14 protein-coding genes and 1 pseudogene are annotated in these 13968 nt (G+C 69.7%); 5 read left to right on the top strand and 10 right to left on the bottom strand.

The window, feature by feature from the left end; genetic code table 11:
* Nucleotides 1–13: 13 nt before the first annotated feature.
* The 5 genes and pseudogenes from BLT23_RS04430 to BLT23_RS04410 all read right to left on the bottom strand — a co-directional run.
* Nucleotides 14–1042 (bottom strand): annotated as a pseudogene (locus tag BLT23_RS04430) (Cmx/CmrA family chloramphenicol efflux MFS transporter); the annotation flags it as partial.
* 129 nt (nt 1043–1171) lie between these two features.
* Nucleotides 1172–1903, bottom strand: a complete 732-nt coding sequence (locus tag BLT23_RS04425) for a DUF1206 domain-containing protein (RefSeq protein ID WP_090045944.1) — start codon at nt 1901–1903, stop codon at nt 1172–1174.
* Nucleotides 1904–2010: 107 nt separating this feature from the next.
* Nucleotides 2011–3795 carry a VanW family protein gene (locus tag BLT23_RS04420; protein ID WP_425434352.1) on the bottom strand — a complete coding sequence of 595 codons (1785 nt, stop codon included), beginning with the start codon at nt 3793–3795 and terminating at the stop codon, nt 2011–2013.
* 285 nt (nt 3796–4080) lie between these two features.
* The gene (locus BLT23_RS04415) at nt 4081–4401 is read right to left on the bottom strand and encodes a GroES family chaperonin (RefSeq protein WP_176946601.1); all 321 of its coding nucleotides are present in this window, start codon (nt 4399–4401) and stop codon (nt 4081–4083) included.
* Nucleotides 4402–4410: 9 nt separating this feature from the next.
* Nucleotides 4411–6231: an NHL domain-containing thioredoxin family protein gene (locus BLT23_RS04410; RefSeq protein ID WP_245743611.1), complete on the bottom strand. Its 1821-nt coding sequence runs from the start codon at nt 6229–6231 to the stop codon at nt 4411–4413.
* Between the two features lie 97 nt (nt 6232–6328).
* Here BLT23_RS04410 and BLT23_RS04405 point away from each other — a divergent pair, with 97 nt between their 5' ends.
* Together BLT23_RS04405 and BLT23_RS04400 are read left to right on the top strand one after the other, a co-directional pair.
* Nucleotides 6329–6817: a helix-turn-helix domain-containing protein gene (locus tag BLT23_RS04405; RefSeq protein WP_176946600.1), complete on the top strand. Its 489-nt coding sequence runs from the start codon at nt 6329–6331 to the stop codon at nt 6815–6817.
* Nucleotides 6818–6820: 3 nt separating this feature from the next.
* Nucleotides 6821–7387, top strand: coding sequence for a PIN domain-containing protein (locus BLT23_RS04400; RefSeq protein WP_090045940.1), 567 nt, complete (start codon nt 6821–6823; stop codon nt 7385–7387).
* On the opposite strand, the gene BLT23_RS04395 is transcribed toward BLT23_RS04400, so the two are convergent.
* A complete protein-coding gene (locus BLT23_RS04395; protein ID WP_176946599.1) occupies nt 7368–8234 on the bottom strand; it encodes a pentapeptide repeat-containing protein in 867 nt (288 codons plus the stop codon). The two genes, BLT23_RS04400 and BLT23_RS04395, sit on opposite strands and share 20 nt — an antisense overlap.
* A gap of 117 nt (nt 8235–8351) precedes the next feature.
* On the opposite strand from BLT23_RS04395, the gene BLT23_RS04390 reads away from it, so the two are divergent.
* A complete protein-coding gene (locus BLT23_RS04390; RefSeq protein ID WP_176946598.1) occupies nt 8352–9368 on the top strand; it encodes an NAD(P)-binding domain-containing protein in 1017 nt (338 codons plus the stop codon).
* 6 nt (nt 9369–9374) lie between these two features.
* Here the strand turns inward: BLT23_RS04390 and BLT23_RS04385 are convergent, their stop codons facing one another.
* Nucleotides 9375–10043, bottom strand: a complete 669-nt coding sequence (locus BLT23_RS04385) for a dienelactone hydrolase family protein (RefSeq protein WP_090045936.1) — start codon at nt 10041–10043, stop codon at nt 9375–9377.
* A 27-nt stretch (nt 10044–10070) separates the two neighbouring features.
* On the bottom strand, nt 10071–10988 hold the full coding sequence (locus BLT23_RS04380; protein WP_090045934.1) for an SDR family oxidoreductase: 918 nt from the start codon (nt 10986–10988) through the stop codon (nt 10071–10073).
* 95 nt (nt 10989–11083) lie between these two features.
* On the opposite strand from BLT23_RS04380, the gene BLT23_RS04375 reads away from it, so the two are divergent.
* Together BLT23_RS04375 and BLT23_RS04370 are read left to right on the top strand one after the other, a co-directional pair.
* Complete coding sequence (locus tag BLT23_RS04375) at nt 11084–11755, top strand: TetR/AcrR family transcriptional regulator (protein ID WP_090045932.1); 672 nt, start codon at nt 11084–11086, stop codon at nt 11753–11755.
* Nucleotides 11756–11762: 7 nt separating this feature from the next.
* Entirely contained in the window at nt 11763–12536 is a 774-nt protein-coding gene (locus BLT23_RS04370; protein ID WP_218133652.1) for an HAD family hydrolase, read from the top strand.
* On the opposite strand, the gene BLT23_RS04365 is transcribed toward BLT23_RS04370, so the two are convergent.
* Nucleotides 12533–12877 (bottom strand): hypothetical protein, encoded by a 345-nt coding sequence (locus BLT23_RS04365; RefSeq protein ID WP_090045931.1) that lies wholly within the window; start codon nt 12875–12877, stop codon nt 12533–12535. The two genes, BLT23_RS04370 and BLT23_RS04365, sit on opposite strands and share 4 nt — an antisense overlap.
* Before the next feature lie 55 nt (nt 12878–12932).
* Nucleotides 12933–13787 (bottom strand): NAD(P)-dependent oxidoreductase, encoded by an 855-nt coding sequence (locus BLT23_RS04360; protein WP_218133651.1) that lies wholly within the window; start codon nt 13785–13787, stop codon nt 12933–12935.
* Between the last annotated feature and the right edge of the window lie 181 nt (nt 13788–13968).

The following is a 13968-nucleotide window of genomic DNA, read 5'->3' as shown; positions in this document are numbered from 1 at the left end:
CTCAGACCGAAAAGACGACCGGCCCGATGACGGCACCGGCGTTGAGCGCCGCCGTCGCGTAGGAACCGGCCATCGTGGGAGCGCCTCCCGCGTGGTGCAGGACGCGGGCGATCACCGTGCTGCCCACCGCGAACGACAGCGCGCCGAGCACGAAGACCAGCACCAGCAAGGCGACCGGGTTCGTGCCGAGCAGGTCGAGGCTCCACCAGCCGGCGAGCACGAGCGGCCCACCGGCCAGCACGACCGGCCGCGGCGCGAAGTCGGACAACCGCCCGCCCGCCTGGACGCCGAGGAACGACCCCACGCCGAACAGCACGAGCGCGACGGGCACCCACCACTCGCCCAGCCCCGCGACGTCCGTGACGACCGGGGCCAGGAACGTGAAGTGCCCGAACGTCACCGCGTTCACGAACACGGCGAGCACGATGACCGCCGCCAGCCGCGGCTTGCCCAGCTCGGCCAGCTCCGGCCGGAGCGCGGGGGTGGCGACCCGGTCCCGGCGGGCCGGAACCCCTTTCAGCACACCGAGTGCGGCCGGGACGCAGAGCACGGCCACGGCGAAGAACGTTGCGCGCCAACCGAACGCGGTGCCGAGCAAGGCTCCTCCCGGCACACCGGCGATCGTGGCCACCGTCGTGCCGGACAGCAGCACAGCGAGTGCCCGTCCACGCCGTTCCGGTGGCACAGAAGCAGAAGCCGTCGTCAGCGCCACGGCGAGAAACCCGGCGTTCGCGAGTGCGGCGACCGTCCTCGACGCCAGCAGCACGGCGAAGTTCGTGGTGACAGCGCCGACGACGTGCGCGGCCAGGAACACGACGACGAACAAGACGAGGCTGAGACGCGGCGACCAGGCACGCGTCACCACCGCCATCAGCGGCGCGCCGACGACCATGCCGACGGCGAACGCCGAGGTGAGCAGACCGGCGGTGCCCACGGGCACGCCGAGATCGGACGCGATGGCCGGCAGCAGACCGGCGAGCATGAACTCCGAGGTGCCCATGGCGAACACGCCCAGGGCAAGCAGGTACAGCGAAAGAGGCACAGAAAGACTCCGGAGGCGAAAGGTGTCAGGGGCTGACGGTCAAACCGCAGCCCCGAACCTGTTCGCCTCCGGACTCACCACACCGCCACGCTAGCGCAGAAGCGACGTGGCACGCACAGCGTTTTCCTGTCACTCCTTCAGGGCGCGGGCCGCCACGAAGCAGTAGACGCCGAACGCCGCGATGCCGACCGCCACGGCGGACAGCAGGAACATGCCGTAGGGCTGCTCCGCGAGCGTGTGCAGCGCCTTGTCCATGCCACCGGCCTGCTCCGGGTCGGCGTTGAGCGCCGCCAGCCCGACGAGGACGCCGATCACGCCGTACGCGACACCCTTGCCGATCCAGCCGACCCGGCCAACGGGCTCGACCCACGACGGCGCGCGGCTCATGTCGAGGTCCTTCTCGAAGGACTTCTTGACGCCCTTGTAGGCGATGACGCCCGCGATGACGAGCACGCCGATCGCGACGGCGCCGACGATCCACTGGCCGCCCGGCCACGCGAGCACCTGGGCCGTCAGCTCCTTCTGCTGCTGGTCGGACTCACTGCCGCTGCTACCGCTGGTGGCGTACTTGAACGCACCGAACGCGATACCGGACGCCGTCACGGCACGTGCGGCCGAGCCGACCCGCTTCGACAGGCGTTTCCGCTTCTCACCGATGTAGGTGTAGCCGACGAAGGCCAGGATCAGCTGCCACACGGCGAAGGCGACGAGCCCGATCGCCACGGTCCACAGCAGCCAGGCACCGCCGTCCGCCAGCTCGGTCAGCGCGCCCTTCGAGTCCGTCCGTTTGGCGTCACCGCCGAACGCGACCTGGAGCGCCAACCATGCGATGAGCACGTGGACAGCTCCGTACACGACCATCCCCACCCTGCCCAGCGTCTGGACGACGGGGTGTCTTCTCGCCTCATGCGCAACAGTGGCCACGAACGGGTGAATACCCGCGCGTGGCCACCGTGGAAACCAGGCACTCAGCCGCCGGGCGGCGGCTCACAGATGATCTTGAACTGCGGGTCGTACCTGACCGTGCGCGACTCGGAGCGCGTCTGGCCGGTACGGCGGTCCGTGATCGTGCGGGTGTCCGTCACGGAGAAGCCGGGTGCGCCGTTGCTCGGCGAGCAACCGGGCTTGTTGACCTTCTTCTCCTGCGGCTGGGTCGGGTTGAAGTCACCGCTCGTGGAGCCCGTGACGTCGTAGTTCTTGGTGCCCCAGAGCACGATCTTGAGGGAGGACGGCGTCCAGATCGTCTGGATGGCGACACCCGTGTCGTCCGGGTTCGTGAACGCGATGTCGATCAGGCTGTTGCCCGCGTTGTCCATGAACACGGTGGCCTCGCGGCCCTTCGGGTACCGCGTGATCCAGTAGCTGTGCTCCTTGTGGCCCGCATCCTTCATGCCCGCGTAGTAGTACGCGTTGTAGAGGGTGGTCGCGAACTGCGAGATGCCGCCGCCGACCGCGCGGCCGGGGATGCCGTTCTCGATGATGCCCGCCTCGACGTAGCCCTGCGCGAGACCGCGCGGACCCGTGTACTTGTTGAGGCTGAAGGTCTCCTTCGGCTTCACGATCGCGCCGTTGACCTTCTCCGCGACGACGCGGATGTTGACGCCCGAGTCCGCGGCGAAGCCACCGGTCTGGAACTCGCCGATGACCTCCTTGATGCCCATCGCGTTCGCCTGCTCGGTGGTGACCTTCGCGGGCGTGTGCTTGTACTCGAACTTGACCTCGCGGCCGTCGGACTTCTTCAGCGTGTCGAAGTACGGCTGGAGGTTCTTCTCCCAGTCGACGTCGAGGCCGTCGACCGACGGCTTGACCGCCGGCCTGCCGCCCTCGAACACGATCTCGGCGTCCTTGCCCTCCTTGATCGTGTCCTTGAGCTGCGGCGTCGTCACCTCGGCGAGCTTGTCCTTGTTCACCGAGACGTCCAGGGCGCCGCCCTCACCGGGCGCGAACGCCAGCGTGGCGCCGATCTGCTCGGGGGAGAGCGTCGCGTCCTTGCCCTCGCCCTTGATCACGACGGGACCGGAGACCGCGGTCTTCACGACCTCGTCGAGCGCCTTCTCGACGCCCTCCTTGGTGGTCTTGACCGGGGTGAAGTCCATCGGGATCTCGACCGGGTCACCGGACGCCCAGTTCGACACGACGACACCGACGGCGTCCTCGGTCTTGAGCTTCTGGCCCGCGTGCGGCTCGACGGCGACGGGGGTGGCGCCCTCGAACTTGATGCTGCCCTCGATCGGGTCGTGGTCGAGCTGGGGCCGCAGGGCCTCCAGCGCGCCGGAGACCTTCTCGTCGTCGGCCTTCGTCGCGACACCGACCTCACGGCTCGTGAAGAACGAGGTGACGCGGGTGATCGGGCTGAGCGGCTGGCTGCCCGCACGGTCGATCGTGCGGGTCCAGTCGAGCTCCAGGCCCGCCGCCTTCGGGTCGAGCTCCGCCTTGACGTCGCCCGCCTGCAGCGCCACCGGCTTGCTCAGCCGCGGGCCGATCTCGTCGCGCAGCTTCTTCTCGGCCTCGTCGTGGCCCATGCCGCCGACGTCGACGCCCGCCACCGTCACACCGCGCGGGACGTTGCCGCTCGACACCAGGATGTCGAGGCCGTAGAGCAGGCCGAACGCACCGACCACGGCCGCGGCCACGATCAGCGCCTTCTTCCTGGAGACCTTCGGCCCCGCCTCGTCCTGGCCGGGCTCGATCATCACGGGCCCGTAGACGCCGGAGTCCTCCGGCCGGGGCTGCGGGGGAGCGACCGGCCGCATGTACTCGGTGGCGTCCTCGCCGGCCGGGAAGCCGACGTTGGGCACCGCGGTCTGCACGGTCGGCTCGGCGGCGTCCGGCTCCTCGGACGGCCACGCGGCCGCGGCGGCGTCCGCCTGGACCGGGTTGATCTTGGCGGTCTGCTCGGAAGCCGTGCCGCCAGGACCCACCGGCGGCATCGATCTCGTCTTGTCAGCGTCGTACGGCACAGCTCTCCCCGTTGCCCTGTCTCTACTGAGGCGGCATGTGTGGTCGCAGCTATCAGGCGCGGATGACGACCCGGCCTCTCATAGGTACAGCCCAGTACCGTGCTCGGTGAGCTCGGTCGCGACCGCGTGCAGGTCGCGCTCTCGCATCACGAGGTACGTGGTGCCCTGCACCTCGATCTCGAGCTGGTCCTCCGGGTTGAACATCACCCGGTCGCCGACCTTGACGTGCCGCACGCTGGTACCGACTCCGAACACCTCGCCCCACGCCAACCGCTTCGCCATGGTGGCAGTCGCGGGGATCACGATGCCACCGCTGGACCGCCGCTCGCCGTCCTCCGGCGAGATGCGCACCATGACGCGGTCGAACAGCATCTGGATCTCGAGCTTGACATCAGGCACCAGCAGAGTCTACGTGCCGCTCGGAGCAGCCTCGTCCATACCGCCCATGAGCAGCGGAAGTCGAGAAGGTGCATCGGCAACCACTCGAACGGGTACGCCCCAGTCCTGCCTGGTCAGACGGCACACCGGGTGTTCGTCGGCAGGATCGTCACTGCAACTGGCGGCCTGCGCTACGACGTGCAGCACGCCGTTCGTGACAGAATCGTTGATCCGCAACGCCCGTACCAGTTCGGTCGTGACCCCCGCGCCCTCCAGGATCAGCTCGGGCGGCGAACTGGTGATCTCCAGCCGCGTGGACGGCCCGTACCGGTCGTCGAGCTTCGTGCCGGTCGGCGGCGTGAAGACCACCGCGAGCTCGAACTCCCCCGGCGCGATGTCCGTGGACGGCCGCTTGACCTGGTGCGCCTCGCCGTTGACCCGCGTGGCCGCCGCCGAGAAGCGTTCGAGCCGGTGGGCGGCCGAGGCGACCACGAGCAGCTCGTCCCCCACGACCAGCGCGTCCGACGGCTCCGCGACGTCCGTGGCGATCGTCGTCAGCGCGTTCGTCTCGGGGTCGTAGCGCCGGACCGCGTTGTTGTAGGTGTCGCTGATGGCCACCGAGTGGTCCGCGAGCACCGTGACGCCCAACGGGTGCTGCAACAGCGCCTCGTCCGCGTCACCGTCCTTGTGCCCGAACGCGAACAGCCCCTTGCCGACAACGGTCGTGACCTCGCCGTTCTCCAGGTAGCGCAACGCGCTGGTCTCGGAGTCGACCATCCACAACCGGTCACCGTCCGCCGCGAGCCCGGACGTCTGCGCGAAGAACGCCTCGGCCGCCGGCCCGTCGTTGATGCCCTCGACCGTCGTGCCCGCGAGCCGGCTGACGGTGTTCGAGACGGGGTCGAAGAAGCCCAGCGTGTGGTTGCCGGCCATCGCGATCGCGACCCCGCCGTTCCACCAGGCGACGTCCCACGGGCTGGTGAGGTCGATCTTGTCCGCGGGCCCGTCCGTCTCGCCGTCGCGCCACTGCTCACCCGTGCCGGCCAGCGTCGTGACCTCACCGGTGGCGAGGTCGATGCCCCGGAGGAGGTGGTTGACCGTGTCCGCGACGACCACGTCGTACCCGTGCGTGTTGGGAACGAGCGTGAGCCCGGCCGGCTCGGAGAAGGTGGGGTGAAGACCGTCCGCCCGGCCCCGCTCCCCGGTGCCGATGCGGCGGATCAACGTCTCACCGTCCGCCTCCAGCTCGACGATGCTGTGGTGAGCCGAGTCGCTGACCAGGATCGTGCCCGCCGGCGTCACGACCGCCTTCGCCGGGAACCGCAACGTGGTGCTCTCCGGAGCGGGCGCGACGTACGGCCCGGACCCCCGGTGCAACGTGCCCTTCTCCTCGTGCTCCGCGACCAGCTCGCCGATGACCGTCCTGAGCGCCTCCACGTGCCCCTCACCAGCGGCGACGTGCACGACGTACCCCTCGGGGTCGACCAGCACGAGCGTCGGCCACGCCTTGACGGCGTAGTTCTGCCACGTCGTCAGCTCGGGGTCGTCCAGCACCGGGTGGTGCACCTCGTAGCGCTCGACGGCGGCCTTGAGGGCGTCCGGGTCGGCCTCGTGCACGAACTTCGGCGAATGCACGCCGATCGTGACCAGGACGTCCTCGAACTCCTTCTCCAGCGGGCGCAGCTCGTCGAGGACGTGCAGGCAGTTGATGCAGCAGAACGTCCAGAAGTCGAGCAGCACGATCTTGCCGCGCAGGTCTCTCAGGGCGACCTGCTCGTCACCGGTGTTCAGCCAGCCGCGTCCTACCAGCTCAGGGGCGCGAACGCGGGCACGGCGCTTGGCAGTCGTCACGACGGTATCCAACACCGTGGAACGGGGCGTCCATTCCGGTGTCCATCATGTGGATGATCTTGCTTTCGTTTTGTTCGTTTCGGGCTACCCTTGAGCTATGACAGCGACCATGGGAGAGCGCACGCTGCTGCCACCCGCCCACCCGGAGAGCTTGTCCCCGTGGGTGAGAGCACTGGCTCGTCCCGGTGACGGGAACGCCGCCCTGCTCGCTCCGGACGGCACCCGGCTGGACCTGCCCGCTGAGGTGTTCGACGTGCTGCGCAGCGTGGTGGACGCCATGTCGCAGGGGCTGGCGATCACCGTGGCTCCCCAGCACACCGTGCTGACCACGAGCGAGGCAGCGCATCTGCTCGGCGTCTCGCGCCCGACCCTGGTGCGCCTGCTCGAGGCGAACGAGATCCCCTACGAGCAGCCGAACCGCCACCGCCGGGTTCGTCTCGCCGACCTCCTCGCGTACCGGGAACGGGCCCGCCGGGGACGTGCGGCCGGCTTGGACGAGATGGTCCGGGACGGCGAGGACGACGGGCTTTACGACCTGCCCGCGGACACGCCGTTCGAACGGCTGCCGCACGACGAGCACAGGTGATCTTTGTTCCCCGTTTTCCTGGACACCTGTGTCCTGCTCAAGCCGTATCTGTGCGACACGCTTCTCAGCATCGCCGAGTGCCAGACCTACCGGCCTCTTTGGTCGAAGCACGTGCTCGACGAACTCGACCGCAACCTGCGCAAGCGCGGTGCGACGGCGGAGCAGGCGGCTCACCGGATCGATCAGATGAGCCGCCACTTCCCCGATGCGCAGGTCGTGGGCTACGAGCACCTGATCGACTCGATGGAGAACCACCCGAAGGACCGGCACGTGCTGGCCGCGGCCGTCCGAGGCGGGGCCGAGGTGCTGGTCACCGAGAACCTAAAGGACTTCCCGGCCGCCGCACTCAAGCGGTACGACATCGTCGCCGTCCACCAAGACGACTTCCTGCAGGACCAGTTCGAGCTCTTCCCCAGCGCGGTCAACTCGGCGTTGCGTCGTCAGGTCTCCCGCTATCGACGTTCCCCGCGGTCGGTCGAAGACCTCCTCGACGTGCTGAGCACGGAAGGCCACGGCTGCGCCGGGTTCGCGGAAGCCTGTCGGCGCGAGCTCAGCCCGTGGAAGGACTGACCGGCAGCTTCAGGCCCGGCTTCTCGCCCTCGTCGAACAGCGGCAGCACGGCACCGACCACCTCCGACAGGTCCACCTCCCCGCCCAGGAACCGCGCCCTGCGGAACGACACCTCCCCGCCCGCGAAGTCCGCCCCCTCGAACCGCACCACCCCCGAGCGGAACTCCGCCCCGTCGAACGTCACCCGCGCGCCTTCGAAGGTCGCGCCGCCGAACCACACCTCGCCGCCGTCGACCACCATGCCGTCGAACGAGACCCAGCCGCCGGGGAACCGCGCCAGGCTGAGGTGGAACTTCCCGGACGGCACGTGGATGCCCGCGAAGTCGGCTGCCCTGAGCACCGCTCGCACGAGGTCGAAGTCGTGGCCCTGCCAGTTGACGGGTGCGCCGGGGCGCAGGTGCCGGGACAGGATTCTGGTGATCGACAGGCGCACCTCGGTCTCCGCGTCGTGGCTCCACGGCGAGTCGAGGTCCGGTTCGTGGGGGACGCGCAGGTACGAGCAGAGCACGTCGATGCAGACCTGGCGCTGGTCAGGCCACTCGTCGGCGAGGGAGGCGAGAGCGTAGACGCCCGCGAGGCGGACGGTCGGGGTGTCGTGGCCCATCTGGGTGCAGGCGGCGCCGAAGCGGTCGTTGAGCAGCTTGACGCGTTCGCGGGTTTCCGCGGACTCGGTGACGCGTTGCTTGCGGTAGGCGACGACCAGTGCGACGACGCCGCCCATGCCGGCGACGACGGTCAGGGCGACCTTGACGATGTCGAGCCTCGGCGTGGGGGCGGCGGGGAAGCCGAGCGCGGTCCACAGGAGCGCCGCCGCCGCGGCGAAGACCGCCAATCCTGTCGAAACCATTAGGAAAATGTGTCTTCTGATTGACCGGAGGCGCCCTGAATCCACATGCTGAACGTAGCCGTCCGCCTGAACTTTTGCGTCGTGTTCGGCGTAGAGGAGGCCGGGAGGTGCGAAGTGGTGGAATATCTGGTGATCGGTGCGGGCCCCGCGGGTCTGCAGATGGCGCGGTTCCTTCATCTGGCTGAGCGGGACTACGTGGTCCTGGAGAGGAGTCCGGGGCCTGCGAGCTTCTTCCGGACGTTCCCCCGGCACCGGGTCCTGTCGACGGACGACAACTGGCTGTTCGAGGGAGCACCGTTCTCCCGGTACAGCAAACGGTCCTTCCCCAACGCCGATGACCTGGTGCGATACCTGGAGGACTTCGCGCGGCCGCTGAACATCCGCTACGACACGGCGGTCACCGACGTGAGCCGGTACGGGGCCCGGCACGTGATCATCGCGACCGGGCAGCGGCCGCACCTGCCGAGTCTTCCGGGTATCGAGCACGCGGAGACGTATGCGACCGCGAGCACCGATCCGACGGAGTACTCGGGCAAACGCGTGCTAATCATCGGGCGGGGTCGCAGCGCATTTGAGACGGCGGACAACATCTCGGCCACCGCGCGGGTGACTCACACTGTGGGACGTTCGGTGCAACGGATCGTCAAGAACGGTGATGAATTCATCGCGACGATCGACGGCAGCGGCGAGCTGTGTTACGACGCGGTCATCGCGTGCACCGGTTTCCGCAGGGACACCTCGCTCGACCACCCGGACGCGCACGTGATCACCGGTGACTCCATCCGGGCGATCCGGCACTCGGCCAGGGCGTTGCACCGGACGCTGGAGGCGGAGAACCACGGCGTGCCGTGGCCGCATCGGCGGCTGCGCAACCGGCCGGACTCGCTGGCGACCACGATCTCGGTGCGGGCGAGGGAGATCCCGGACGGGCTGGCGGACGTCGTCGTGCCGCAGGGCCAGTACGCGTTGCTCTACGACGAGATGCCGATGACGCAGCGCAACGGGTTCGTCGTCACGAGCTCGCAGGTGCGGCACTACCGGTACAACGAGCTGATCGCGGTCGAACGACGGATGCACCGCAAGCCGCTGGAGAGGTTCTTCTCCGAGCAGCTCGCGGTGCCGTGCATCGCGTGAGGCCGGTCAGGCGGGGAGGGTGCGGGCCAGGAACTGGGCGGTGATGTCCCAGGCCCGGTCCGCTGCCGCGGCGTCGTACCAGGGGCCGAGGTGGTTGAGGAACGCGTGCCCGGCGGGTTCGAGGTGGATCTCGGCCCCGTCGTGTTCCTCGACCGCCTCCACGACGAGCCGGTGGCCGGTGATGTACTCGTCCTCGGTGCCGAAGTGGAACAGGATCGGGCACGACACCTCGCCCAGCGTGCCGATCTGCTCGGGTACGCCGGAGCCGTAGAACGAGACGGCGGTGTCGGGGTCCGACGCGACGGCCGCGTTGTAGGTGAGCGTGCCGCCGAGGCAGAAGCCGAGCACGCCCACACCACCGGTGACCTCGGGCAGCCCGCGCAGGTACGCGACCGAGGCGACGACGTCCCCCACGGCCTGGGGGAAGTCGAGGCCGCCCGCGACCTCCATCGCCCGCTGGATGCCCGCCGGGTCGTGCTCGCCGACCCAGCCCGGCTGGAAGCGGTGGAAGAGCTCGGGCACGGCGACGACGTAGCCGAGCGCGGCGAGCTTCTCGGCGATGCCCCGCAGGTAGCCGTCCAGTCCGAAGATCTCCTGGACGAGCACGATGCCGGGGCCGGAGCCGGACTCGGGCAGCCAGAGCGGCAGCGGCACGTCGTTCACTCGATGCGTCATGACGAACGATCTTGCCCGAGGGCGGCGTCAGCGACCTGCGATTTCGGCAGACGTGCCGGTGAGGCGTTCGGCCTCGGCCCACAGCCGGGCCGCCAGCGCCTTGTCGCGCGCGGCCTTCGGCATCTTGCCCAGCCGCGTCGGGCCGACGTAGCCCCAGCGCGGCCCGTAGAAGCCGCACGCGACAGCGTCGGGGTCGGCCGCCGCGTACAGCAGCGGTTCGGTGCCTTGGACCACGTCCTGCGACGGCAGGATCCGGTAGCTGAGCGACTCGATCAGACCGGGCTTGCCGCCGTTGAGGTGCGGGCCGGACCGGGTGAGGTTCGTGCGCGTGTAGCCGGGGTGCGCGGCCACGGACAGCAGCGGCCAGCCGTGTTCGGTCGCGAGTTCCGCGAGGTGCGTCGTCATCAGCAGGTCGGCGAGCTTCGACCGCGCGTAGGCGAGCGAAGGGCTGTACCCGCGGCGCCACTGGAGGTCGTCGAGGTCGATCCGGCCGCGGATCGCGATGCCGCTGCTCATGGCCACGACCCTGGACGCGGGTGACGCCAGCAGCAACGGCAGCAGCCGCACGGTCAGCGCGAACGGGCCGAGGTAGTTGGTGGCGAGCTGCAGCTCGAAGCCGTCGGCGGTCTCGGTCCGCGCGGGGACGTTCATCAGGCCGGCGTTGTTCACCAGCACGTCGAGCGGCTTGCCCTCTTCGAGCAGCTCGTCGGCGAACTCGCGCACCGAACCCTGGTCCGCCAGGTCGAGCCTGCGGACCTCGACGCGGGCGGTGGGGCGGGCGGCGAGGATCTCCTCTCTGGCCTGCTCGCCCTTGGCCGGGGTGCGCACGGCGAGGACGACCTCGGCCCCGGCACCGGCCAGTCGCCGGGCCGCCTCCTTGCCGGTGCCGCTGTTCGCACCGGTGATGACGACGCGCTTTCCGTGCTGGTCAGGTACCTGGTACATCGGACCCCTCGGTAAATACTGTCGGTCTCTTAAATCCAACATAACGGACCGTCAGTCTCTTAGTAAAGTACCGTCAGTCTGTAAGATGTCGGGGCATGACCTTCCAGCGGGCGCGCACCGAGGAGCAGCGCAACGAGCGGCGCAGGCAGATCCTCGACGCCGCGGCCGCGCTGCTCGCCGAGAAGCCGGTGGCCGACCTGACCCTCACGGGGCTGAGCCACCGGGTCGGGCTCGCGAAGGCCAACGTGCTGCGCTACTTCGAGTCGCGCGAGGCGGTGCTGCTCGCGCTGCTGGAGGCCGAGATCGCCGGCTGGCTCGCCGAGATGGACACCACGACCCCGCTGGAAGGCGGTTCCGCACGGGAGCGCGCGGACCGGTTCGCCGAGCTCGTCGCCACCTCGCTGGCCCGCCGCCCCGCGTTGTGCGACCTGATGAGCGCGCAGTCCTCCGTGCTGGAGCACAACATCTCCGCCGAGACCGCGATCCGGCACAAGTACGCCATCCGCGGCCACGTGGACGTGCTGATCGGGATCACCAGACGGCACGTGCCCGAGCTGAGCCCCGAGGACTCCGGGCACCTGCTGGAGCTGCTCATGCTGGTGTCGGTCGCCGCCTGGCCCGCCAGCCGTCCCCCGCAGGCCGTCCTCGACGCCTACACAGCGGACCCCGAACTGGGCGCGCTGCGCATCGACTACGCCGAGATGGTGCGCAGTGCCGTCGCGCTGACCGCCGCCGGTCTTCTCACCCGCGAGCGGGAGCCTCGATAATCGCCCGATGTTCAGGTTGATCGCGACCGACCTCGACGGCACCCTGTTGCAGCCGGGCGGCGTGCTGAGCGACCGCACCCGCGCGACGCTCGACGCCGTGGACGCGGACGTCGTGGTCGTCACCGCACGGCCGCCGCGGTTCGTGCAGGACCTGGCACTGAGCGGCACCGCGATCTGCTCCAACGGCGCGATGATCTACGACCTCACCGCCGGAGAGGTCACCCACGCCAGGACGCTCCCGCTCGACGTCGTGCGCAAGGTCTGCGAGGCGCTCGCGGAGGTGATCCCGAACGTCGGCATGGCGGTCGAGACGGGCCTGGAGGTGTTGTGCGAGCCCGCTTTCCGCGGTTTCGGGCCGAGCAACCCGCACCGGACGCTGGAGCTGCTCGACCACGTCCTCGACGAGGCCCACCAGGTCGTGCAGATGCTGGCGTGGGCACCGGACTCCGAGGCCGACCACATGATGGAGATCGCCAGGGAGGCCGTGGGCCAGCACGTGTCGGTCACGCACTCCGGCGGCCTCGGGCTGCTGGAGATCAGCCCGCCGGGGATCTCGAAGGCGGTGACGCTCGAATCCCTGTGCGCCGCAAGGGGAATCGCCAAGGAGGAGGTCGTCGCGTTCGGCGACATGCCGAACGACCTGTCGGTGCTCGGGTGGGCCGGCACGGCGTACGCGATGGGCAACGCGCACCCGCTGGTGAAGCAAGCCTGCGTCAACCACGCGCCGCCCAACACGGAGGACGGCGTGGCGCAGGTGCTGGAGAACCTCTTCCGGCTTTAACGGCGTGGCACGGAAGTCGGTCCTGCCACGTCCGCGCCCAGCGCCACGACCCGTTGCCGCAGAGCGCGATCGGCGGTCACCACCGTGACGGCCCTGCCCGCACCTTCGGCACGCACCACCTCGACGATCGTGTCGTCGCCTTCGCCCTGAGCGGAGACGACGCGGACGTCGTCCACGCTGGACACGGTGCGCGCCTTGCCTTCCACGACGAGGACGACCTCCTCGTCCCGGCCGCGCAACGCGTCGCGGAGCCGTTCGGCCGCGCCCGCGCGGTCGCGCCACCACCCGTCCGGCACCGAACCGACGACGTTGGCGGCATCGACCACGAGCAACGGCTTCACGTCCTCCAGCCTGCCTCAGCACCGGCGGACGCGCAGCGCGTCGAGAGGGTCGTGCTCACTCGGACCGGCTCGCGTAGTAGGCCGCGGCCATGTCCTCGTCGCCGTGCCCGTGGGTGACGGCGCGGTTCAGCCGGGCTGCCGCCGCCTGGGCCACGTCGAGCTGGACGCCCGCGCGCACGGCGGCCTCGTTGACGAGCAGGGCGTCCTTGAGCGCGTTGCGCACGGTGAAGGCGGGCTCGAACGACCGCTCGATGATCGCGTTGCCCTTCATCTGCAGGTACGGGGTGTCCATCGCGCCGCCGGAGACGGCCTCCAGGAACAGCTTCGGGTCGAGCCCCGACTCCTCCGCGAGCGAGACGGCCTCGCCGACGGCCGCGGTCAGCGCGAGCACCCAGCTGTTGGCGACGAGCTTCAGCTTCGTGGAGGCACCGGCCTCGCCGACCCACAGGGTGCGGGAGCCGATCGCGTCGAACACGGGCTGGACCCAGTCGCGCACCTCCTGCGCACCGGAGGCGAGCACGACGAGCGTGCCGTCGGCCGCGGGCTTCGTGCTGCCGAGGACCGGGGCGTCGACGAACTCCAGACCGAGGGACCTGGCGAGCGCGATGTGGTCCTCGGTGGCCGAGATGCCGACCGTGGACAGCTGGACCCACACCGCGTCGTGCGGCAGCGACTCGGCGGCGGCCTGGATCGTGGAGGTGACCGCGGCGCCGTCGTTCAGCACGGTCAGGACGATCTCGGCGCCCTCGACGGCGGCGGCCGGAGTGTCGGCGACGGTGGCGCCCTTCGCGGCGAGCGGCTCCGCCTTCTCGCGCGTGCGGTTCCAGACCCGGACGGCGTGTCCGGCGGCGGCGAGGTTGGCTGCGATGGGGGCACCCATGAGACCGGTGCCGAGCACGGCGATGTCCATGCTCCCCAGCAAACAAGAAACCTCGCGGTGCTGCCAGGTCGGGGGTCCGACAGCACCGCGAGGTCAACCGTGACATCGGCGGACCGACGTGCACCGTTACAAGAGCATCATACTGTGTCGCGTATCACGTTTGACAGAGCGAAGGCCCCTGGAGCGCGGGAGGTGCTCCAGGGGCCTTGCG

This window comes from Lentzea fradiae (assembly GCF_900100955.1).
In the GTDB taxonomy this organism is placed as follows: domain Bacteria; phylum Actinomycetota; class Actinomycetes; order Mycobacteriales; family Pseudonocardiaceae; genus Lentzea; species Lentzea fradiae.
This window is presented reverse-complemented; position numbering and strand designations above follow the sequence as displayed.

Coding starts and splice junctions, on each gene's coding strand:
- BLT23_RS04425 (WP_090045944.1), bottom strand. CDS start 1,903: ATGGTCGTGTACGGAGCTGTCCACGTGCTCATCGCATGGTTGGCGCTC.
- BLT23_RS04420 (WP_425434352.1), bottom strand. CDS start 3,795: ATGCGGCCGGTCGCTCCCCCGCAGCCCCGGCCGGAGGACTCCGGCGTC.
- BLT23_RS04405 (WP_176946600.1), top strand. CDS start 6,329: ATGACAGCGACCATGGGAGAGCGCACGCTGCTGCCACCCGCCCACCCG.
- BLT23_RS04395 (WP_176946599.1), bottom strand. CDS start 8,234: ATGGTTTCGACAGGATTGGCGGTCTTCGCCGCGGCGGCGGCGCTCCTG.
- BLT23_RS04385 (WP_090045936.1), bottom strand. CDS start 10,043: ATGACGCATCGAGTGAACGACGTGCCGCTGCCGCTCTGGCTGCCCGAG.
- BLT23_RS04380 (WP_090045934.1), bottom strand. CDS start 10,988: ATGTACCAGGTACCTGACCAGCACGGAAAGCGCGTCGTCATCACCGGT.
- BLT23_RS04375 (WP_090045932.1), top strand. CDS start 11,084: ATGACCTTCCAGCGGGCGCGCACCGAGGAGCAGCGCAACGAGCGGCGC.
- BLT23_RS04370 (WP_218133652.1), top strand. CDS start 11,763: ATGTTCAGGTTGATCGCGACCGACCTCGACGGCACCCTGTTGCAGCCG.
- BLT23_RS04360 (WP_218133651.1), bottom strand. CDS start 13,787: ATGGACATCGCCGTGCTCGGCACCGGTCTCATGGGTGCCCCCATCGCA.